This is a genomic window from Streptococcus parasanguinis, from assembly GCF_964238605.1.
Lineage (GTDB): Bacteria > Bacillota > Bacilli > Lactobacillales > Streptococcaceae > Streptococcus > Streptococcus parasanguinis_AJ.
Window position 1 is genome coordinate 84,593 of sequence record NZ_CAXSMM010000005.1, and the last position, 20,389, is coordinate 104,981.

Here is a 20,389-nt window from a genome sequence, read left to right on the forward strand (position 1 = left end):
TAAAGAGTGCCCAGCAAGTCTCTACCTGTTTGCAGTATAAAAAAGAGGCTAGAACAGTTCTGTTCGAAATTTAAAATTCTATTTTATTTATATACGATATACAAAATCCAATTGCGATTCTGTTTTTCCTCAATTTTTGAAAAACCAATACTTGTTAGTAACTGACTAAATTCATGACTTGTACGATAATCTGTCATATGATAATGTATTTTTTCTTTTTCAGAAGCAATTATCAAAGTAGAATTGCTGGACAGGACTCTATAAACTTCTTGAAAACTCTTTTTTATATCCTTCCAAAAAATATGGGTCTGAATAGCAAATATTCTATCAAAATAGTTATTTTGATAAGGCATATTCTCCACATTTCCAATCTTAAGTTGGACACTACCTTTTCTTATGGAATCTGAATGAACACGTTGGGCAGTTCTATATGATTCCTTAGAAATATCAATACCATGAATCTCAAGATTTTTATTTAAAGCAAGAAGGTTCTTGATAGTACTCCCGCCACCGTAACCAATTTCTAAAATTCTATAATTATCTGAAATAGTAGTCTGTTTAATCGCCCAAAGACTAAGTTTTTTAAAATAGAATGACCATATTTTTGTGATGACTCTACCAATAAGACCACTAGGTTTTTGAGACTGCTTAATAAGAAATTCAGTTAACATTAAATATCTTCCCTCAATTATTATAAGTTTGAAATATCATTAATTATATTTCAAACTTAATTATATTGTAAATATCAGATATCGTCAAGAATTAATGAAATAATCTGAGATAAATTTCAAAGTTGTGCTATAATTGATATCAAATGGAGTGTTCAAATGAATCAATATCAAAAAACAACAGAAAAAAAGAAGCAAGCTATTATTCAGTCTGCTCTTTCTTTATTTAAAGAAAAAGGGTTTAAAGAAACAAGTATACAATCAATTGCAAAAGTCGCAGAAGTTTCTCCTGTGTCAATCTACAATTACTTTGATAAGAAAGATAATTTAGTAGCTTTATGTATTAATGAATTGTTTAAAGACATCATACAAGAAGCTGAAAACATTCTACTCAGTAATATAGATTATAAATCAAAATTAAATCAAGCCTTAGCTTTATGTCAGAAAAAAATAAGCCAACAGATTTCTAACTACTTTCAAGAAAAAACGTTAGAGGATCCTACTTTTACGAAACTTATGACAAAAGCGATAGATGAGAAAAAGCGTGAAATATATCGTGCATATATTGAGCTAGGTAAAAATGAAAATATAATTGCTAAAGATTTGTCAACAGAGGTTATTTTAAACGTCATGAGTGCTCTCAATAGCACAGGAAATCATCTATCTCCAAATAAAAACATAGAAGACGAAACAAAACAAATTCATCATATTTTGTTGTATGGTATTTTAACAAACTCTAGAACGATTTAATTGTAACTTACACATCAATATTTGAACCAACACTCATTCAATTTCACTTCATCATTACTTATGATTAATGACACATATAAAAAGAGGCTAGAACAGTTCTGTTCTAGCCTCTTAGACTAGTAGACACGTCTTCCCATGTCGAGACTCTAGTCTACTAATCCTTATTTTTTGGTCGTTCCACGTTGGTTGATCGTATGAGACAACAACACTTCGCGTTCTTCCAACTCTTCTTTGTGCATGATCTTTGTCAACATCCGCATACTAATCGCACCAAGGTCATACAAGGGTTGGCCAATCGTTGATAGATTTGGACGCGTGTAACGTGTTACTTGTGAATCATCACTAGTAATGATTTCAAAGTCTTCTGGTACTTTGATACCGTGATCAGACAAGCCGTTCAAGAGACCTGCAGCCAATTCATCCCCTGTTACAAAGGCAGCTGTTGCTTTTGACGCAATGATGCGTTCTGCCAAGTTGTAACCTTCATCATAACGGTATTTCGATTCAAAGACAAGTCCTTCGCTGTAGCTCAATTTTTTCGTTTTCAAAGCTTCTTTATAGCCAGCCAAACGGATTTTTCCATTGATATCATCCACCAATGGGCCACTTACAAAAGCAATTTTCTTATTGTGTTTTGCCAATTGTGCAACAGCATCAACAGTAGCTTGCTTGTAGTCGATATTGACACTTGGTAATTGGTGTTCTACATCGACTGTCCCAGCAAGGACGACTGGCGTCCGAGAGCGTGAAAACTCTGAGCGAATCTTTTCTGTCAAGTGATAGCCCATGAAAATGATTCCATCCACTTGTTTTGAAAAGAGGTTGTTTACTACTGAAACTTCTTTGTCATCGTCTTCATCGCTATTTGCAAGGACGATGTTGTACTTGTACATTTCCGCAATGTCATCAATCCCTTTAGCCAAGGTAGAGAAATAGCTGTTGGTAATGTTTGGAATCACAACACCGACTGTTGTGGTTTTCTTACTGGCAAGACCACGCGCAACAGCATTTGGACGGTAATCCAAGCGTTCGATCACTTCCAAAACTTTTTTACGTGTATTTTCTTTAACGTTCTTATTTCCATTCACTACACGACTAACGGTTGCCATTGAAACCCCTGCTTCACGGGCGACATCATAAATCGTTACTGTATCGTCTGTATTCATAAGATTTCCTTTCATTATTGAAAATTTCGTTTTCATTCTCTAATTAATCCTATTTTATCATGGATTGTAAACACTTTCAAGTATTTTGGTAAAATTTTGTAAACTCTTGCTTTTTTAGGGAAAATTTGACAAAATAGATCCATAGAAAGAAGGTAGCATTATGTCTAAATTAGATCAAATCGTCGATTTTCTTGAAACTGAAAAAACAAACGTCGCTGTTGTATCTGATCCTGTCACCATCAATTACCTGACTGGATTTTACAGTGATCCCCACGAACGCCAACTCTTCTTGTTCGTCTATACAGACCACGAACCCCTTCTCTTCGTTCCTGCACTTGAAGTGGAACGGGCGACTGCAGTTGTCGATTTCCAAGTAGTTGGCTATGTAGATTCTGAAAACCCTTGGGAAAAGATTAAAGGGGCTATCGCTAAACCAGATGCCAAAACTGTTGCACTTGAATATGATAACTTGATTCTGACCAAATACAATGGTTTGCGCACTGTCTTTGAAAAAGCGGAATTTACTAACTTAACACCACGGATTAACCGCATGCGCTTGATCAAATCTGCTGATGAGATCCAAAAGATGTTGGTGGCCGGTCAATACGCAGATAAGGCTGTCAATATGGGTTTTGACGCCATCTCACTGGATAAAACAGAAACTGATATCGTTGCAGAAATCGACTTTGGCATCAAACGCTTGGGCTATGAAATGAGCTTTGAAACGATGGTCTTGACGGGGAATAATGCAGCTAACCCACACGGAATTCCTGGAAGCAACAAAGTCGAAAACGATGCTCTCTTGCTCTTTGACCTTGGCTGTATGGTGAATGGTTATGCATCAGATATGACCCGTACTGTTGCGGTTGGAAAACCAGATGATTTCAAAAAAGAAATCTACCACTTGACGTTAGAAGCTCAACAAGCAGCTATTGACATGATCAAACCTGGTGTAACCGCACATGAAGTTGACCGTGCTGCACGGAGCGTTATCGAAAAAGCTGGCTATGGTGAATACTTCAACCACCGCCTTGGACACGGTATCGGTATGGATGTGCATGAATTTCCTTCTATTATGGAAGGAAATGACCTGGTGCTTGAAGAAGGCATGTGCTTCTCAGTCGAACCAGGGATCTATATCCCAGGTAAAGTCGGAGTCCGTATCGAAGACTGCGGCTATGTCACAAAAGACGGCTTTGGACTCTTTACAGAAACCAGCAAAGACTTGCTTTACTTTGACTAATCCTTTTGTAGATCCAAGTCGCAGCAAACAGAATGTTTCGTCAATAAATATAAAAAATGAGGCTGGGACAAAAGTCCTAGCCTCTTAATTGTCTTTGGATTGTCGATTAAGACGCAGTGGTTGAATGGGCTCTACTGCGCTGATTTCATCAGCTTTTACAGCCCTACTCAACTGTGCGGAGGTGGAACGACGAAATCGAATTCTAACGAATTACCGATTTCTGTCCCACTCTCATTTTTCTTATGAAACCGATTCGAGGTCCATTCTTTTCTGCGCGTCTTCTACGACTTCTTTTAGGCTGGTTTGAGCCATCTCTTTTTCCATAGCAGTCTGAATGTCTTCGAGCTTCCCATCTAAGACATGGTGGATATTGTGACCTATTGGGCAATTTGGATTGGGTTTTTCATGGAAACCAAATAATTGGCCTGTCGAACCTAAGCATTCGACAGCTTGATAGATATCCAGCAGACTGATCTCATCGGCTGCTTTAGCGAGTTCAGCTCCTCCTGTCCCACGCGCTACATGGATCAATCCAGCTTTTTTCAACTGAGACAAGGTCTTTCGAATAATAACAGGATTCACACCAACACTTCCTGCCAAAAAATCACTGGTTACTTTTGTTTTTTCTCCTTGTAGAGCAATCATGATCAAGACATGAGTCCCAATGGTAAAGCGACTCGAAATTTGCATGTTTTTACTCCTTTCTGCCTGTTCTGAAAGTGGCATCCATTGGACGATTGTCAACAGATGACTCTTACTACCCTTATTATACTAGTTTTTGTTGTAATGTCAACAGTTACACTATTGGAAAAAGTCCTCTAACCAAGCATCGATTTCTCGATCATGACCTTCTCTCTGCTCAATCTCATGAAGTAGCTCATGATTGTGGGTATGATGAATGCCATTGACCAAACTTTCATAATACACTTGATAATAAGGAAGATGGAGGTCTTTAGCAAGTTGGAGTTCTTTTTGCACATCATAATCCACCCGTTTAAAATCGATATCTTTTAGCCCCGTTTGATCAAATTCAAGAATAGCATACATGGCCCGAAGATCCTTGCGAAGATTCTTTTCCAAAAAGAAAGGTTGACCGATCGACCCAGGATTGATGATCAGTTCTCCTCCTGTCCCGTAGCGAAAAAACTGCTGGTGAATGTGTCCGTAGACTGCAATATCACAAGACGGGTTTGTCACCAAGCGATCAAAATCCTTCTGCTCACCAATGTGGATCAATTCCCGACCCCAATTCTTATCGGGTAAGTGGTGGGTAATGCCGATCTTTAAACCGGCGATTTCTCTATGGACCTGCATGGGCATTTCCTGCATAGCTTCAATTTCCTGGGGCGTGATTTCTTCAAGAATATATTGACACTGGCGCATGAGGTAGCGATGACTTGGTCTAGTCTCATCCAACATCCCCCTCATAGCGCGCCAAAGACTATCTTCCCAGTTTCCAAGGACTTTCACCGTAATAGGAAGCTCCTCTAACAGCTCCAAAAGAGCGCGTCTGCCTGTTCCAGGCATCAAACTATCTCCCAAGAGCCAATATTCATCCACCTTGGCTTTTCGACTATCCTCTAGGACAGCTTCCAAAGCTGTCGTATTTCCATGAATATCTGAAAGTAAAGCAATTTTAGTCATGATCTTCTCCTACTCTCCATTATAACAAAGAGAAGAAAAACTTCCACCCCGAGGTGAAAGTTTTATAAACATTCGATGCTGATGAAATGAAAAATAAGACTAGAGGGCTCATTTTGTCGCTATCAGCTACGGGCTTTGTATCTTAGTCTACTGATTTGAGGGCTTCGAGCATGTCTACTTTTCGGAGATAATGGTCAACATAAATTCCTAACAGGACCAAAAGAAGGATCAGTCCTCCTACAGGGATGAGGAAAACACCAAGTCCTACTTTGGGGTAAAAGAGAATGGCATCTGGTGCAATCATGGCAATAAGAAATTGATGAAGATAATAGCCACCCACTAACCCCATGAGGATCCCTATGATAGACAATAAGATGGTTTCGCGGTAAATATAGAGTGTCACTTCCTTATTATGGAATCCCAAGACCTTGATGGTCGATAATTCACGAATCCGTTCTGCCACATTGATATTGGTTAAATTATACAAGATCACGATAGCTAACAAAACCGATACGACTACTAGAACCATCATGGTAGTGTCCAACGATTTGGCAACTGAGTTAAAGAGGGAAATCATCGAAGCATTTTGACTGACTGCTTTCACAGCTGCAAGAGCCATCATGTCCCGACTAACTGCTTGCACTTGTTGTGTGGAGGAATTTCGCAGCTGTACCAAATAGCTATTTTCTGAAGTCCGCTCTCCGTAGATTTTTTGGTAACTTGCCTGATCCATATAGATAAAATGGCCGACATAATTTTCAGTGATTCCTGCCACCTTAAAAGAGTGACCATCTAGGGTCAGTCGATCCCCAACTGTAACCTGGGCTAGTTGTGCCAGTTTGCTACTGATGATAACCCCTTTCTTTAGAGACAAGGACTCCCCTTTCTTGAAAGAACGCAGGCTGACAAAGGGAGAAAAATCTGCACGATCCGTAACCAACATCGTAACAGTCTGCTTGTCGTGTCCATTTTTTAAAGAAGCTTCAATGACCTTACTATAGATAGCTCGATAATCCTTGATGTCTGATTTTGCCAGACGATTGGTTAGTTCTTTGCTTTCTTGGTAGGAGGCATTCGTTTTTTTGGCTACAATCAACTCATAAGATAGGATCTCTTGAAATTGGCGTTTGGGAACACTTCCTACAGAAGATTGAATCCCTAGCCCTGCAAAGAGAAGAGCAACAGAACCCGCCACTCCAAAAATAGTCATCATCATCCTTTGTTTGTAACGAAAGAGATTACGAGCAGTAACCTTGTGCGTGAAATTCAGACGTTTCCAAATAAAATGGATACGCTCCAGAAAAATTTTCGAACCAGATACTGGTGGTTTGGGCAGTAATAAAAGATTGGCTTCTTCTTTTAATTCCTTACGAGCAACCCAGTAAGCTGGAAGCACACTCGCGATGAAAGATAGTCCGAGAGCAATCAGAGTTATATCCCTATAAAAATACTCTCTGCTCTCTCCTATAACCATCCCTTGCGTAATAATGTTGGAGATGATTCCCGATAGGAAATAATGCCCCAACAAGCTTCCTAGAAGGGTTCCAATCGTACCAGCAAAGAATCCATAGAGGACAAATTTGAGAATGATGTCCTTGGTTCGATAGCCCAACGCCTTAAAAACGCCTGCATTGGTCCGCTCTTCATCGACAAAGCGCGTCATCGTGGTGAAGGTCACCATGGCTGCTACCAGATAAAGAACGACCGGAAAAATATTTCCGACAGCAGAGATACTGCTACTAGCATTGCTATACATCAGGTAACCTTGTCCGCCTGGCATGGTCTTGCGGTCATAGACATGATAAGTTGGAATTTCCAGCTGATCTCGCTCGGTTTGAGCTTTTTTTAGCTCCTCCTCTTTTTTTGCAAGCTCCGTTTCACCTTCGGTCCAGTTCTTCTTTTTCTGATCCAGTTGTTCTTTAGCTTGATGGATTTTTTCTTGACTGGCTACTCGCTCTTTAGCTGGCAGAAATGGAGCTAGTTTACTGAGTTGCGTCTCCTGCAAGTCTAATTGCTTTTGAGCCTGATCGATCTGATTCTTGGCTGACTGGAGTGTTTCCTTGGCACGACTGAGTTCTTTCTGGCCTTTTTGGATCTGCCCATCCGCCTCCTTCTTGAGTCTTTGATAGCGAGCCTTTCCATTGTCTTTCAGAAGTTTTTCTAACTCTTCTTGGTGTTCTTCTAGCCGTTTTTGGTAGGCCTGCGAAAAAGAATCAAAAGATCCCAGATCATCAAACTGGATACGCGCCATCACAGGGAGTTTGCTAGTGAAGACTTCTTTTGAAACCAGAGCATAGGCATCTAGATTCCCACTGCCACTCATGGCAGTGCCTAAATTCTTTTGAGACCATATCTCAGAGGATTGAACAAAGCCAACAATGGTGAATTGCTTTCGCTTTAAACTAGAGCGAGTTCCCACCTTTTCTTCAAGTGTGAGGGTATCCCCTAATCGATAACGATCCTCCCAAAAACTCGCTAGGGCCAGTTCCCCTTCTTTTTGGGGCAGACGCCCCTTGGTCACATGAAAAGAAGAGAGACTCTTTGGGGGAGAAAAAAGTCGAATTGCCTTTCCTGTTCCTTTCACCGTCAGATCCAGCAGTGAACCAAATTCGACACGCGCCCCTTTGAGTCCTAAAAGCTCTTCTTGATCTGCCTGGTCTAATCCCAAGTCCCCCATGACGGCAAGATCCAGCATCTTTTGTTGCTGAATAAACTGGTTAGCCGTTCGGTGCATATTTGGAGTGGTCACCTTTAGACCTACCAAGGCCAAGCTTCCCAACAACATCAAGGTTAAGATGGAGAGAAAACGTCCTTTTGAATGTGTAAAGGAAGCAAATAGATCCTTCCAATAGACTTTTCGTTTCATGCTACCACCTCTTCTAATATTCTAGCGTAGCAATATCTTGAGGAAGCTCATTGATTTCTACCGACTTGACCTTGGCATCATGCATGCGAATCACACGGTCTGCAATCGGAGCTAGGGCACCATTATGGGTTACGATGATGACCGTCGCTCCCTTTTTTCGAGACATATCCTGTAAAATCCCCAATACTTGCTTACCCGTCTGGTAATCCAAGGCTCCCGTTGGCTCATCACAAAGGAGAATTTTTGGGTTCTTAGCCACTGCCCGAGCGATCGCCACCCGTTGTTGCTCGCCGCCTGACAATTGGGCAGGAAAATTATCAAGACGATTGCCAAGTCCTACTTCTCTTAAAACAGCTTCCGGATCCAGAGCATCAGAAACAATTTCTGAAGCCAACTCAACATTCTCCTTAGCTGTCAAATTAGGGACCAAATTATAAAATTGAAAGACAAAGCCAACGTCATCTCGTCGATAATCCGTCCGTTGATGGGAATTTAGCTTTGCAATATCCACCCCATCAATCAGAACCTGACCCTCGTCATTGGTGTCCATCCCCCCTAAGATATTGAGAACCGTTGATTTTCCAGCTCCTGAAGCTCCTAAAATAATGACCAACTCGCCTTTTTCAATCTCAAAGGAAACATCCCGGTTAGCGAAAATCTCTGTCTCTCCACTCGTATAGCGCTTGTAACAGTGCTGCATTTCAATGTAGGCCATTTCCTCTCCTCCCTCCTACTTCCTATCTATATTATAGTCCTTTTCTGATAGATTACAAAGAAATCGAGGTAGTAGAAAACAAGGTTATCCTAAATTATCATGAACTATTATAAATTTTATGCTATAATTAGAGAAAAATTTGAATTATTCTTAGAAAGAAGGCTCATTGTGAGTTTACAACAGTTTGAAAGGAAATCACTTCAAGAAATCAACCAATCTATTGACGTGCCAAAAGGGATCCCTTTTTGGAAGACTCTTCTGCTCTTTTCGGGGCCTGGAAGTCTAGTAGCTGTCGGCTATATGGATCCGGGAAACTGGATTACCAGTGTCGTCGGAGGGGCCCAATACCGCTACCTCCTCTTATCAGTGGTTCTTCTCTCGTCTTTAATCGCCATGCAATTGCAACAAATGGCTGGTAAACTAGGGATTGTCCATCGTAAGGATCTGGCCCAAACAACCGCCCATCATTTACCAAAATGGCTTCGCTATACCCTTTGGATTGTGATTGAGCTTGCCTTGATGGCGACAGATTTAGCGGAAGTCATCGGATCAGGGATTGCCCTCCACCTTCTTTTTGGCTGGCCCTTGCTCTTTTCTATCCTGATCACCATCTTTGATGTCTTCCTATTACTGGGGCTCATGCATCTAGGATTTCGAAAGATCGAGGCCATCGTATCAACCTTGATCCTCACGATCCTTGCAATTTTTGGCTATCTGGTTTTCCTATCGAAACCTGATATCGGAGGAATCTTCGCTGGCTTCCTGCCTCAAAAAGAGGTGCTAGGAATTGGGCTTCCAAAAGGAAATGAAGCCTTAACCTTGGCGCTTGGGATCATCGGTGCAACCGTAATGCCCCACAACCTCTATCTCCACTCTTCCATTTCGCAAACGCGAAAAGTCGATTACAAGGATCCAGCAGATATCAAACGGGCAGTTCGCTTTATGACCTGGGATTCAAATATTGAATTGAGTCTGGCTTTCGTCGTCAACTCCCTCCTCTTGATTCTTGGAGCAGCCCTCTTCTTTGGCCACGGAGATAAGATCGGTGCTTTCTCTAGCATGTACAACGCCCTCAAGGATAACCATATTGCCGGTGCTATCGCCAGTCCCTTCTTATCCACCCTCTTTGCCATCGCTTTGTTAGCCAGTGGTCAAAATTCAACCATTACTGGGACCCTAACCGGTCAAATCGTTATGGAAGGTTTCTTGAGATTCCGCTTACCACAATGGGTCGTTCGTCTCATGACTCGGATCATTGCCCTTCTTCCTGTCATCATCGTTGCGATCTTATTTGGAGATCAGGAACATGTCCTCGACGACCTTCTAGTCTACTCTCAAGTCTTCCTATCAGCGGCTCTTCCATTCTCCATCTTCCCTCTGGTTTATTTCACCTCCAACAAGGAAATCATGGGAGAGCATGTCAATGCGAAATGGAATACTTTCTTAGGCTATCTCGTTGCGATTGTCTTAACTATCTTAAATTTCAATTTGATCGTGACAACTTTTATCAAATAAAGAAACCAGCACTTAAACGGTGCTGGTTTTTTTGTTCGTTCCTTCATCTTGTTCCTCCATTTCCTAAAAATTTCCTGACCATTTTTTTAGGAGGGAATTATTTTAAATCACTAATTGTTGTGAGATTTTCACAAAATCTTGTCAGTGCCCGTCATTCATAAACTTGTAAATTTTTTGTACACTTTCCGTTATCTGTACAAAAATTAGAATTGTTGTCTAATTTATTCTTTTGGAGTATAATGCTCTTTGTTAGTGTCGTAAAATTATTTAACATATAGATTATTTTAACGTCAAATAAATAGAAACAGATTGATACAACTACAGAAAGGAACATATGGTACGCCAAAGACAAACAACAACCAAGTCAGACTTACGAAATGCGCTCTCAAAACTCCTCTTGCAACAACCTTTTGAAAGCATCACTATTCGACAATTAACTGAAACCGCTGGGATTAACCGCGGGACCTTCTACTTGCACTATGTCGATAAATACGACATGTTTGAGCAAATGAAAATGGACATGATGCAAGAATTGGATAGCCTCTTCGTTGAAGGAAGCCCTGTCAAGGTGAACTTTCTCAATGTCTTGACTGCTATTAAAGAGAATTATGATTTTATTTATGCATTGTCCCAATCCTGCTGCTCAGACTTCCGTAAACTAGTAAGAAGTTTTACCCTCCATGCACTAGACGATACTCCCCATGCTAAAGAACACATCATTTCAGACTTTCAAGTTCCATACAAGTATGGTCTAGAAATTTTCATCGCTACCATCGAATCTGTGATTGTGACCTGGTTAGAATCCGGTGCCAAGGAAGAGCCAATCGAAATCGGGACGATCATTCTTAGCGTCTGCGACTTTGCTAGCTGGAACTAAATCCCCCAACCTTTTCCTAGCTTTATGGAGAAGGTTTTTCTTTTTGGCAAATGAACAACATTCAGATCACCTTGTTCAACTTGTTTGTAAAAGCAAAAAAGCAGGATGCTAGGCTCCTGCTTTTTCTTTATTTTTTCTTTGCCAACATGGTTGCAAATCGAAGTTGAATCCGATGGCCATTCTCATCTCGACGATGGAGATGGCCTGGATTTTCATTGTACTTGACCAATTCCCAATCCTTGTAATACTCCGCCAATTCTCCTTCTTTAAAGGTAAACGAGAAGGGCATATGGCAAGGATAATCTTCCGTATCCATGGCACAGACAATGAGATTGTAGCCCCCTGGATTGGTATGCTCTTGCATATTGCGGATAATCGCTGGAATCCGATAAGCGTCTAAAAACATGAGGACCACAGTTGATACGATGAAATCATAGTTTTGAGTAAGGGCTGCAGCATTGATATCATAGAGTCCCACTGGCATCTCTAGATCTTCCTCAGCGACAATACTTTGTAAGATCTCAAGTGCCAGCTCATTTTGATCCACCGCTGTTACGTCAAAGCCATGTTGGGCCAAAAAGAGGGCGTTTCGACCTTGCCCGCATCCTAGATCCAGCGCCTTTCCAGCTGGGACAATTCCCACTGCTTCTAGCACTTCTGAATGGACAGGATTGGTATTGTATTTTTTGGGGAAATAGTCTTTTGGCTCACAGTAAAATTCCAAGTACCACTCCACATCGTCCGTCGCTACTTCCACACGGTGCCAGGCCTGGGGCTCAGCCATGGGGTTCTCTGCTCCTGCTTCAAATAGGTGGCTCGCGATTTCTTCCCCCTCTTCGGTCAATTCAATAAATCGTAACTGACCTTTTAAAACTGTAATCTTCCCCCAGGTTCCTACCTTGGTATTGTGCTTTCTTTGAAGAGCTTCTGGCATGCTATCCTTAGTCCAGATAGGCATGCGTTTGTAGGCGATCAATTTTTGTGTCATGCTGCTTCTCCTTTTTCTTTCACTACCCTTATCATACAGAAAAAAGCCCCTTTTTACAAGTTAGAAAAAGGAGAGCCCATCTCTAAGAAAAAAGACAGATCTGAAACAAGTTTCAAAACTGTCTTTTTCTTTAACGTGTATTGTATTGTTTCATGACCCGTGCGATGTCCCGGTTTTGTTCCCGACGCTTGATGGATTCACGCTTGTCATAATCATGTTTCCCTTTAGCGAGCCCCAAAAGCAATTTGGCATAGCCGTCCTTGAGATAGACCTTCAAAGGCACCAAGGTCATTCCGGTCCCTTTGGTGTCTTGGTCCAGCTTTTGGATTTGCTTTTTATGAAGAAGGAGCTTGCGACGACGGTCTGGATCTTGGTTCCAGATATTGCCTTCCTCGTAAGGGGCAATGTGGACATTGCTAAGCCAAACTTCGCCATTTTTTACTTGTGCAAAGCCATCTTTCAAGTTAATGCGTGCTGCACGGACACTTTTGATCTCTGTCCCCGTCAGCACCATCCCTGCTTCAATCGTATCCACGATGGTGTAGTCATGTCTCGCCTTTTTATTTTGCGCGACTACCTTTCCTTCGCCCTTTGCCATGTTTGGCTCCTTTCTTTGCTACTTCCTTGTAAAATGGTTTCTTCCCTTTTTTCTTTTTGGATTTAGAGAAAGAATCTTTCCGCTTGTCATCTTTTCTAGCGGTTGATCCCTTAGAAACTTTTTTATCCTTGCGTCTGCGATCCCTGCGGTTGCCATCTCGGTCACGTCCTTTAGACTTGAGGCCTTTTTCGACGACATCCCATTCACTTGGAATATAAGAGAAATCAATCTCTCCTGTCATCTTGTCAGCTCTTTCTACCTTGATCCGAATTTGCTGACCGACACGGAAGGTCACTCCTGATTTTTCTCCGCGAAGGGTTAGATCTCGTTCGTTAAAATGGTAGAATTCAGGAAGATTGGTAATATGGATCAAACCTTCAACCGTATTTGGCAACTCCACAAAGAGGCCAAATTTCACCACACTGGAAACCACAGCATCGTACTCTTCTCCAACATAGTCTTCCATGTATTCAGCCTTCTTCATGGCTTCTACTTCGCGCTCTGCATCAATAGCTCGGCGTTCTCGACTAGAGGATTGGCTGGCAATGTCTGGAAGGACTTGTTCAAAGTGTTCAGCTACTTCTTGGGATTTCCCATATTCGCGCACCATTCGATGAACCATCAGGTCCGGATACCGACGGATGGGACTGGTAAAGTGGGTATAATACTCAGCAGCAAGCCCATAGTGGCCATGGTTGTGCTCTGAATAGCGAGCTTGCTGCATCGAGCGCAACAACATCATCGAAAGGACATCCGCATAGGGTTCTCCTTCGACCTTGCGCATAATTTCTTGCAGGGCTTCTTGACTCATCTCACTAGCCGTTCCGTAGATTTGGATTCCAAAACTAGAAGCATAATCGATAAACTTCTGTACTTTTTCTGCTTTTGGATCTTCGTGGATCCGGTAGATGAACGGCAGTTTCAGTCGCGTAAAGTGCTCCGCTACCGTTTCATTGGCAATCAGCATAAAGGACTCGATCATCCGCTCGGCAATTCCTCTTTGACGAAGGACGATATCGACCGGTTTTCCTTCTTTATTGACCAAGATTTTAGCCTCATTGGTATCAAAATTGAGGGCTCCTCGGCGAATCCGCATGCTTTCTAGAATGCTATGCAAGGTGGCCATTTGATGAATACTTGGGACAATTTTCTTAAAGGTTTGAGCCTTTTCTTCGTCTCCCGCTAAGATATCATTGACGTCGCTATAGGTCATTCGGAAGGTTGTATTGATCACTGTTTGGGTAATAGTATGCTTGACGACCTTGCCATAAGGATCAATCTCCATGATGGCAGACTGGGTCAGGCGGTCCACATTCGGATTCAAAGAACAGATCCCATTGGAGAGACGTTCTGGAAGCATAGGTACTACTCGGTCGGTCACATAGACAGAGGTCGCCCGATTCAGAGCTTCCGTGTCGAGTTCTGAACCTTCTGTAACATAATAAGAAACATCTGCGATGTGAACACCCAGCTCAAAGTTACCGTTCTTGAGTAGCTTGATATGGACCGCATCGTCCAAGTCTTTGGCATCTGCTCCGTCGATCGTAAAGGTGATCTCCTCTCGCAGATCCAAGCGTCCCTCTAAATCCTTAGCAGACGGTGCATCTGGAACCTGCTCAGCCTCTTTCAGCACTTCTTCTGGAAATTCTGAGACAATGTCCATGGATTCTAACACTTCCAAGACATCGATTCCTGGATCTGTTACATGACCGACCACATCCCGCACAGTCGCCACAAAATAATTGTGCTTGCGGCTCGGGTATTGATCGATTTCGACCTTGAGGATTTCGGTCCCTTCCAATTGGATGGCTGGCTTCTTCACATAGATCAGCTGGCTGATCTTTTGATTTTTCGAACGAATGTAGCCGGCATATTTAGGTTTTTCCTCATCCAGAACGATTTGTCCAACTACCGTTTTGATACTATGCTCCAAGACATCAATAATCTTAGCTTCTGCTGCCGTTCCCTTGTTTCGGTCTGCCACCTTAGTAATGACGATCTCAACGGTGTCCCCATCGATAGCGTGGTTGACATCATTTCGACCAACAAAGAGGTCCTCTTCTTCTCCCTCTAAACTGACAAAGCCAAAGCCATTCTTATGCGCATGAAAGATCCCCTTGAGGGTAATAGCTGGGGCCTTCTTTTGAGCCAAACGAAGAGAGCCATCATCTTCGAATTTCAACTCATGACGGCGTTCCATCAGAGAGATGGTTTTGACCAAGTCACGGAAATCCTTAGACCCTTCCTTTCCTAGAGCTGCTGCCAGATCATTGATCTGGGCTTTGTCATGCTCTTGTAAATATTCTTTAATACTTGTTTTCATTGATTTATTTGCTGGTTATCCAGCCTCCTTTTTTCTATCTACTTGTGTCTTTGTTTTACAAAATAAAAATAGGCAAAGACATTGTCTGAGCCTATCTTATCTACTAGAAAGTACCATTAAGATCATCGCGATCAATAACCAAAAGAAGATCATAATAGCTGTTAAACGCTGCATCACGGCTTCAAACCCGCGTGCTTTTGAACGTTCAAACAAGTCATTTGAGCTTGCGTCAAAGACGTTGCTCGATTGGTTTTTTGTTGGTTGCATAAAAATTGCGATAATAATCAATACTGATAATACTAGTAAAATAGTTGTTAATGCTCCGCTCATATTCAAAACTCCTTAAAATCTTCACTATTATACCATGAAAATCATTTTGATTCAATATGTAAGGTTACTTTTCTTTCCTTGGGACAATACTTCAAGACCTCGATCTTTTCAGGATGGGTTTTGGTATTTTTACTGGTCAAATAATTCTGACTCCCACAGCTGGTGCAGGTCAATTGAACTTTAATTCGCACGTACGTCTCTCACTTTCAAATACTTTCTAAATAAGAATAAGAGGAACATCAAATCGGTAAAAGCCAAAAGGGCTGTACCGTAAAATACCCAATGATAGCCAAAATGCATGAAAATACTCGATCCCATCATTGGTCCTAATACACCACCTAAGTAATAAAAGAGCTGGTTGTAGCTAAAGATCCGAGAAATCCCTTCAGGGGGGGTTAAACGATTCAATAATGCAGAAACTCCTGGTAGTAGGGCTCCTGTCCCGATCCCAAAGAGGAAGCGTAAAATCCCTAATTGAAGGGGTGATTGCGCTTGGGCACAAAGGATATAGAGACAGCCACTATAAAGAAGGGCGATTAATAAGAGCCGGTGATTCCCGATTCGGTCTCCGAGTTTTCCCATCCAACCGGAAAAGAGCATACTAGAGACTCCCATAGCTGAAACAATCATCCCCGATACAAAGATCAGGTTATCTCTTTGTCCCAAAGCCCGCACATAAAGAGGCAGGATCGGAGAAATAGATTGGGCGATCATTTGGATGGTCATGCTGGTCAAAAAGAGGCCCAAGAGGATATCTTTTTGCTGAATGGACATGAGCAACTGCCAACTGGATTTTTGTTCTTCTTTTGGAAGGGGCTCGTACTCTTCCTCAATACCCCAGAAGGTTAAGAGGGAAACCAAAAATAAGAAGAAGCCGACCAAGAGAAAGACATTGCGCATTCCCAGATTTTCGGCAATGAGTCCTCCAATCAAAGGACCCATCAAGGTTCCAGCCACGACACCAGTCGACAAGGTCCCTAGGGCATAGCCAGATTGGTCCTTGGGAACTTGACTGGCAATCAGGGCTGTACTATTGGGAACAAAGCCTGAAAAGACCCCATTGAGCAAGCGCAGGACCAAGAGCCAAAAAACTGATGGAACAAAGGCAATGCCTCCCATGGTCAGCGTCATGGCAATGGAGGCTCTAAGCATCATGGGTTTTCGACCATAGCGGTCGGCTAAGCTCCCCCAGATGGGAGACATGATCGCAGAGGTTACAGAAGAACTTGCGACGGCAATGCCAGCATAAAGGGGAACAGCCTTACCCGTAACACCCAACTCTTCCACAAAGAGGGCCATAAAAGGAACGACTAAAGAAAGGCTGGCTCCGATGAAAAAGCACCCGATCCAGGCAATATATAGATTTTTACGCCAATTGATTTCTCTTGTGATAAAATCATCTTCTTTCTAATTGTTGTAGAGCTTGTTGTAGGGCTGCATCTAATTGGGCATAGAGGGCAGCAAGATCGCCATTATTGTCTAAGACCAGATCTGCATGGGCTCTTTTTTCATCTAGCGGCATTTGAGACGCGATGCGTTCTTGGGCCTGCAGTTCTGATAAGTGGTTGCGTTCCATCAGGCGCTTGAGCTGGGTTTCTTTTGATACAGCTACCAACCAGACAGATTCAAACCACCCTTCATAGTGCTGCTCGATTAAGAGAGGAATATCCATAAAAAAGAGATCGGATTGTGCAGCTTGTCTGTCTCTTACCTCAGCTAGAGCCTCACGAATAAGCCTTCCTTGGACGCGATTGGACCAGTCTCTTTCACTAGGGTCTGAAAAGATCCGCTGACCCAAAGCGACGCGATCCAACTCTCCTTCTTTGGTAAGGATCTCTCTCCCAAAATGATCCACTAGGACACGGTAGAGGGCTCCTCCTGGTGCTTGCAAATCATGAACCACTTGATCAGCATCAATGACAGGATACCCTTTTTCTCTCAGATAGGAGGTCACAGTGGACTTTCCTGAAGCAATCCCTCCTGTTAATCCGATGATTCTTGCCATCTAGTTCTCCTTTTGGCAGTGGGGGCAAAAATGGGTTCCGCGTCCCCCCAGCTGGATTTTCTCAATCGGTGTCCCGCAACGCAAACAAGGATGGCCTGTTTTCCCATAGACCTGGTGTTCTTCCTGCATGGTGCCATCCTCGCCAAAAGCATTGCTGTAGGAGCGAATGGTGGAACCACCCTTTTCAACAGCCTGAGCAAGCACGGCAATCGTTTCTTTGCGAATTGCTTTGGCTTCTCTAGCAGTCAAGCTTTGACCCAAACGGGCTGGATGAACCTTGGCTCGATAAAGAACCTCATCCACATAAATATTGCCCAAACCAGCCACTAATTTTTGGTCTAAAAGAGCTGATTTAATGGGTTTCTTTGATTTTTTAAGAGCTGCTTGGAAGGCTGGTGCTTTAAAATCCGCTTCCGTCGGCTCTGGACCAATTTTTTTCGCCAAAAAATAGCTGTCGACAAGCTCAGGTATGAGGACTTCCATGGTCCCAAACTTGCGGACATCTTCATAGACCAGGGTGCTACCATCTGTAAAATGAAAGAAGACATGGGCATGTCTGCGAAGAGGAACCTCGTCTGGATAAAAGAAATACTTGCCTTCCATCCGCAAATGCGAGATGAGGACCAGATCCGTCAGATAAAATAAAAGGTATTTCCCACGGCGTCCCATGACCCGAATTTCTTGGCCTGGGAGATCTTGACGAAAAGTATCCAGATCCGTCTGAATCATCTTTGGATACTTTACTTCCACGGACTGGATGGTTTTCCCAAGAATTAATTTCTCAAGACCGCGTCGAACCGTCTCTACTTCTGGTAATTCAGGCATAGGACTCCTTTCAAAAACAAGAAGCAGGCTTCTGCCCACCTCTTCTTAATATTCTTTTTCGTTGTATCCGAAATCAGCTAGGTCTAATTTCTTATCCCGCCAATTTTTCTTGACCTTGACCCAGGTTTCTAGGAAGACTTTGTCCCCTAGCATGAGCTCGATATCCTTACGCGCAAGGGTTCCGATCTTCTTGAGCATGGCGCCACCTTTTCCAATGACAATCCCTTTTTGGCTATCGCGCTCGACCATGATGGTTGCACGGATATGAACCTTATCGGTTTCTTCATCCCGCTTCATGGAATCCACGACTACGGCAACAGAGTGAGGAATTTCTTCCCGCGTCAAGTGCAAGACCTTTTCGCGGATCATTTCAGAGACCAAGAAGCGCTCTGGATGGTCAGTGATTTGGTCGGCAGGGAAATATTGGAAACCTTCTTCCAAGTTTTCACTCAAAATATCAATCAAACGCGAAACATTGTTTCCTTGGAGGGCTGAAATCGGCACGATTTCCTTGAAATCCATCTGACTACGGAAGTCATCGATTTGCGCCAAGAGTTGGTCTGGGTGCACCTTGTCGATCTTATTGACCACCAGAATAACCGGTACCTTAGCAGCCTTGAGGCGCTCGATGATCATGTCATCGCCCTTCCCACGCGGTTCATCTGCTGGCACCATAAAGAGAACCGTATCCACTTCTCGAAGAGTGCTATAGGCCGACTCCACCATGAAGTCTCCAAGCGCTGTCTTGGGTTTGTGAATCCCTGGAGTATCGATAAAGACGATCTGTTCCTTATCGGTCGTATAAATCCCCATAATCTTATTGCGCGTTGTCTGCGCTTTGTCACTCATGATGGCAATTTTTTGCCCCATGACATGGTTCAAAAACGTTGACTTCCCAACATTGGGACGTCCTAAAATGGCTACAAAGCCTGATTTAAATGTCATATTATCCTTTCACGAGGGCATACTCCCTCTTATCCAAATACCAAGGCCCAGAATTTGGGCACAAAAATCACCAGTCCTGTTAGTAGGGCAAAACCTGATACGACCAGGACTGCTCCAGCCGCCATGTCTTTGGCATTCTTTGCCAACATGGAGAAATGGTAGTTACTAGCTAAATCCACCACATTTTCAATGGCTGAATTCATAATTTCAAAAGCAATCACCAAGGTGATACTGAGCAATAAAAAGAGCCATTCTGTCGCAGAAATCCTAAATACCAAACCAGCAAGAATTGCTGCAAGGGCTGATAAGGCATGCTTGCGCATATTGCGCTCTTCTTTGATCGAAGTAAAAATTCCTGTTATCGCAAACTCCAGGCTTGAAGTGAAGTCCCGATTTTTCCATTTTCGCTTATTGTCTTGTGAGTCCATAGGCTGTCAAAATCTCTTCCTGTAAGCCAAACATTTCCTTTTCTTCTTCCGGCGTATAGTGATCATAGCCATTGATGTGAAGAAAACCATGTACTGCCAAAAATCCCATTTCGCGCTCAAAGCTGTGGCCATATTCTTCGGCTTGCTCACGCGCCTTGTCAATTGAAATAAAGAGCTCCCCAATATAGGTATCGAATTCAGCCATCATCTCTGCTAATTCTGGATTTTCTGCAAGGTCTTCCTCATCAAAAGAAATCTCCATCTCTGGTTTGTATTCTAAACTGATGACATCCGTCGGACGATCCGTATCACGGTATTCAAGATTTAGTTCATGACTGCGTTCATTGGTTACAAAAGTCACGGCCATTTCCTTGTCTTCTTTCCCAATTTTTTGAGCAGCAAATTCTAAAATTTCTTGTGTTTGTTTTAAGATTTCGTCAGAGACTTGACCAGTCTCATCTACCATTTCAATATACATCTGGATCACCTCACTATTATCACTT

Annotated in this window: 21 protein-coding genes; 4 read left to right on the forward strand and 17 right to left on the reverse strand. The window is 42.6% G+C overall.

Annotated elements, in window-relative coordinates; genetic code table 11:
• Nucleotides 1-83: 83 nt before the first annotated feature.
• Complete coding sequence (locus ACESR9_RS05490; RefSeq protein WP_049485661.1) at nucleotides 84-671, reverse strand: class I SAM-dependent methyltransferase; 588 nt, start codon at nucleotides 669-671, stop codon at nucleotides 84-86.
• A 156-nt stretch (nucleotides 672-827) separates the two neighbouring features.
• On the opposite strand from ACESR9_RS05490, the gene ACESR9_RS05495 reads away from it, so the two are divergent.
• Nucleotides 828-1,418, forward strand: a complete 591-nt coding sequence (locus ACESR9_RS05495; RefSeq protein WP_024055141.1) for a TetR/AcrR family transcriptional regulator — start codon at nucleotides 828-830, stop codon at nucleotides 1,416-1,418.
• Nucleotides 1,419-1,579: 161 nt separating this feature from the next.
• Here the strand turns inward: ACESR9_RS05495 and ccpA are convergent, their stop codons facing one another.
• Nucleotides 1,580-2,584 (reverse strand): catabolite control protein A, encoded by a 1,005-nt coding sequence (ccpA, locus tag ACESR9_RS05500; RefSeq protein WP_061591300.1) that lies wholly within the window; start codon nucleotides 2,582-2,584, stop codon nucleotides 1,580-1,582.
• A gap of 160 nt (nucleotides 2,585-2,744) precedes the next feature.
• On the opposite strand from ccpA, the gene ACESR9_RS05505 reads away from it, so the two are divergent.
• Nucleotides 2,745-3,827: an aminopeptidase P family protein gene (locus tag ACESR9_RS05505; protein WP_373105925.1), complete on the forward strand. Its 1,083-nt coding sequence runs from the start codon at nucleotides 2,745-2,747 to the stop codon at nucleotides 3,825-3,827.
• A 240-nt stretch (nucleotides 3,828-4,067) separates the two neighbouring features.
• Here ACESR9_RS05505 and ACESR9_RS05510 read toward each other — a convergent pair whose 3' ends face one another.
• The 4 genes from ACESR9_RS05510 to ACESR9_RS05525 form a co-directional block, all read right to left on the reverse strand.
• Nucleotides 4,068-4,517: an Rrf2 family transcriptional regulator gene (locus tag ACESR9_RS05510; RefSeq protein ID WP_024055257.1), complete on the reverse strand. Its 450-nt coding sequence runs from the start codon at nucleotides 4,515-4,517 to the stop codon at nucleotides 4,068-4,070.
• A 111-nt stretch (nucleotides 4,518-4,628) separates the two neighbouring features.
• Entirely contained in the window at nucleotides 4,629-5,471 is an 843-nt protein-coding gene (locus ACESR9_RS05515) for a metallophosphoesterase family protein (protein ID WP_061591427.1), read from the reverse strand.
• A gap of 142 nt (nucleotides 5,472-5,613) precedes the next feature.
• On the reverse strand, nucleotides 5,614-8,337 hold the full coding sequence (locus ACESR9_RS05520) for an FtsX-like permease family protein (RefSeq protein ID WP_373105930.1): 2,724 nt from the start codon (nucleotides 8,335-8,337) through the stop codon (nucleotides 5,614-5,616).
• Between the two features lie 13 nt (nucleotides 8,338-8,350).
• A complete protein-coding gene (locus ACESR9_RS05525; protein WP_023918743.1) occupies nucleotides 8,351-9,052 on the reverse strand; it encodes an ABC transporter ATP-binding protein in 702 nt (233 codons plus the stop codon).
• A gap of 168 nt (nucleotides 9,053-9,220) precedes the next feature.
• Here ACESR9_RS05525 and ACESR9_RS05530 point away from each other — a divergent pair, with 168 nt between their 5' ends.
• Together ACESR9_RS05530 and ACESR9_RS05535 are read left to right on the forward strand one after the other, a co-directional pair.
• Nucleotides 9,221-10,567 carry an Nramp family divalent metal transporter gene (locus ACESR9_RS05530; RefSeq protein WP_003013089.1) on the forward strand — a complete coding sequence of 449 codons (1,347 nt, stop codon included), beginning with the start codon at nucleotides 9,221-9,223 and terminating at the stop codon, nucleotides 10,565-10,567.
• A gap of 334 nt (nucleotides 10,568-10,901) precedes the next feature.
• Nucleotides 10,902-11,444, forward strand: coding sequence for a TetR/AcrR family transcriptional regulator (locus ACESR9_RS05535; RefSeq protein ID WP_049483745.1), 543 nt, complete (start codon nucleotides 10,902-10,904; stop codon nucleotides 11,442-11,444).
• A 127-nt stretch (nucleotides 11,445-11,571) separates the two neighbouring features.
• Here ACESR9_RS05535 and tehB read toward each other — a convergent pair whose 3' ends face one another.
• The 11 genes from tehB to ybeY form a co-directional block, all read right to left on the reverse strand.
• Nucleotides 11,572-12,432, reverse strand: coding sequence for an SAM-dependent methyltransferase TehB (gene tehB, locus ACESR9_RS05540; RefSeq protein ID WP_373105935.1), 861 nt, complete (start codon nucleotides 12,430-12,432; stop codon nucleotides 11,572-11,574).
• 130 nt (nucleotides 12,433-12,562) lie between these two features.
• On the reverse strand, nucleotides 12,563-13,030 hold the full coding sequence (smpB, locus tag ACESR9_RS05545) for an SsrA-binding protein SmpB (protein ID WP_003005443.1): 468 nt from the start codon (nucleotides 13,028-13,030) through the stop codon (nucleotides 12,563-12,565).
• Nucleotides 12,993-15,353, reverse strand: coding sequence for a ribonuclease R (gene rnr, locus ACESR9_RS05550; RefSeq protein ID WP_373105939.1), 2,361 nt, complete (start codon nucleotides 15,351-15,353; stop codon nucleotides 12,993-12,995). The genes smpB and rnr overlap by 38 nt, the downstream gene beginning before the upstream one ends.
• Before the next feature lie 96 nt (nucleotides 15,354-15,449).
• Nucleotides 15,450-15,683, reverse strand: coding sequence for a preprotein translocase subunit SecG (gene secG, locus ACESR9_RS05555; protein ID WP_003008189.1), 234 nt, complete (start codon nucleotides 15,681-15,683; stop codon nucleotides 15,450-15,452).
• A 41-nt stretch (nucleotides 15,684-15,724) separates the two neighbouring features.
• Nucleotides 15,725-15,874: a 50S ribosomal protein L33 gene (gene rpmG / locus ACESR9_RS05560; protein ID WP_003005699.1), complete on the reverse strand. Its 150-nt coding sequence runs from the start codon at nucleotides 15,872-15,874 to the stop codon at nucleotides 15,725-15,727.
• Complete coding sequence (locus tag ACESR9_RS05565) at nucleotides 15,864-17,063, reverse strand: multidrug efflux MFS transporter (RefSeq protein ID WP_301362668.1); 1,200 nt, start codon at nucleotides 17,061-17,063, stop codon at nucleotides 15,864-15,866. The genes rpmG and ACESR9_RS05565 overlap by 11 nt, the downstream gene beginning before the upstream one ends.
• Before the next feature lie 16 nt (nucleotides 17,064-17,079).
• Nucleotides 17,080-17,688: a dephospho-CoA kinase gene (gene coaE / locus ACESR9_RS05570; protein ID WP_340279830.1), complete on the reverse strand. Its 609-nt coding sequence runs from the start codon at nucleotides 17,686-17,688 to the stop codon at nucleotides 17,080-17,082.
• Nucleotides 17,689-18,513: a DNA-formamidopyrimidine glycosylase gene (mutM, locus tag ACESR9_RS05575; RefSeq protein ID WP_373105942.1), complete on the reverse strand. Its 825-nt coding sequence runs from the start codon at nucleotides 18,511-18,513 to the stop codon at nucleotides 17,689-17,691.
• A 45-nt stretch (nucleotides 18,514-18,558) separates the two neighbouring features.
• Complete coding sequence (era, locus tag ACESR9_RS05580) at nucleotides 18,559-19,458, reverse strand: GTPase Era (protein WP_003004993.1); 900 nt, start codon at nucleotides 19,456-19,458, stop codon at nucleotides 18,559-18,561.
• 29 nt (nucleotides 19,459-19,487) lie between these two features.
• Complete coding sequence (locus tag ACESR9_RS05585) at nucleotides 19,488-19,886, reverse strand: diacylglycerol kinase family protein (RefSeq protein WP_021153635.1); 399 nt, start codon at nucleotides 19,884-19,886, stop codon at nucleotides 19,488-19,490.
• Nucleotides 19,867-20,364 carry an rRNA maturation RNase YbeY gene (gene ybeY, locus ACESR9_RS05590; protein WP_003005431.1) on the reverse strand — a complete coding sequence of 166 codons (498 nt, stop codon included), beginning with the start codon at nucleotides 20,362-20,364 and terminating at the stop codon, nucleotides 19,867-19,869. The genes ACESR9_RS05585 and ybeY overlap by 20 nt, the downstream gene beginning before the upstream one ends.
• Nucleotides 20,365-20,389: the final 25 nt, after the last annotated feature.

Coding starts and splice junctions, on each gene's coding strand:
- smpB (WP_003005443.1), bottom strand. CDS start 13,030: ATGGCAAAGGGCGAAGGAAAGGTAGTCGCGCAAAATAAAAAGGCGAGA.
- era (WP_003004993.1), bottom strand. CDS start 19,458: ATGACATTTAAATCAGGCTTTGTAGCCATTTTAGGACGTCCCAATGTT.
- rnr (WP_373105939.1), bottom strand. CDS start 15,353: ATGAAAACAAGTATTAAAGAATATTTACAAGAGCATGACAAAGCCCAG.
- ACESR9_RS05525 (WP_023918743.1), bottom strand. CDS start 9,052: ATGGCCTACATTGAAATGCAGCACTGTTACAAGCGCTATACGAGTGGA.
- coaE (WP_340279830.1), bottom strand. CDS start 17,688: ATGGCAAGAATCATCGGATTAACAGGAGGGATTGCTTCAGGAAAGTCC.
- mutM (WP_373105942.1), bottom strand. CDS start 18,513: ATGCCTGAATTACCAGAAGTAGAGACGGTTCGACGCGGTCTTGAGAAA.
- ybeY (WP_003005431.1), bottom strand. CDS start 20,364: ATGTATATTGAAATGGTAGATGAGACTGGTCAAGTCTCTGACGAAATC.
- ACESR9_RS05585 (WP_021153635.1), bottom strand. CDS start 19,886: ATGGACTCACAAGACAATAAGCGAAAATGGAAAAATCGGGACTTCACT.
- ccpA (WP_061591300.1), bottom strand. CDS start 2,584: ATGAATACAGACGATACAGTAACGATTTATGATGTCGCCCGTGAAGCA.
- ACESR9_RS05510 (WP_024055257.1), bottom strand. CDS start 4,517: ATGCAAATTTCGAGTCGCTTTACCATTGGGACTCATGTCTTGATCATG.
- secG (WP_003008189.1), bottom strand. CDS start 15,683: ATGAGCGGAGCATTAACAACTATTTTACTAGTATTATCAGTATTGATT.
- ACESR9_RS05535 (WP_049483745.1), top strand. CDS start 10,902: ATGGTACGCCAAAGACAAACAACAACCAAGTCAGACTTACGAAATGCG.
- ACESR9_RS05520 (WP_373105930.1), bottom strand. CDS start 8,337: ATGAAACGAAAAGTCTATTGGAAGGATCTATTTGCTTCCTTTACACAT.
- ACESR9_RS05515 (WP_061591427.1), bottom strand. CDS start 5,471: ATGACTAAAATTGCTTTACTTTCAGATATTCATGGAAATACGACAGCT.
- ACESR9_RS05490 (WP_049485661.1), bottom strand. CDS start 671: ATGTTAACTGAATTTCTTATTAAGCAGTCTCAAAAACCTAGTGGTCTT.
- ACESR9_RS05495 (WP_024055141.1), top strand. CDS start 828: ATGAATCAATATCAAAAAACAACAGAAAAAAAGAAGCAAGCTATTATT.
- tehB (WP_373105935.1), bottom strand. CDS start 12,432: ATGACACAAAAATTGATCGCCTACAAACGCATGCCTATCTGGACTAAG.
- ACESR9_RS05505 (WP_373105925.1), top strand. CDS start 2,745: ATGTCTAAATTAGATCAAATCGTCGATTTTCTTGAAACTGAAAAAACA.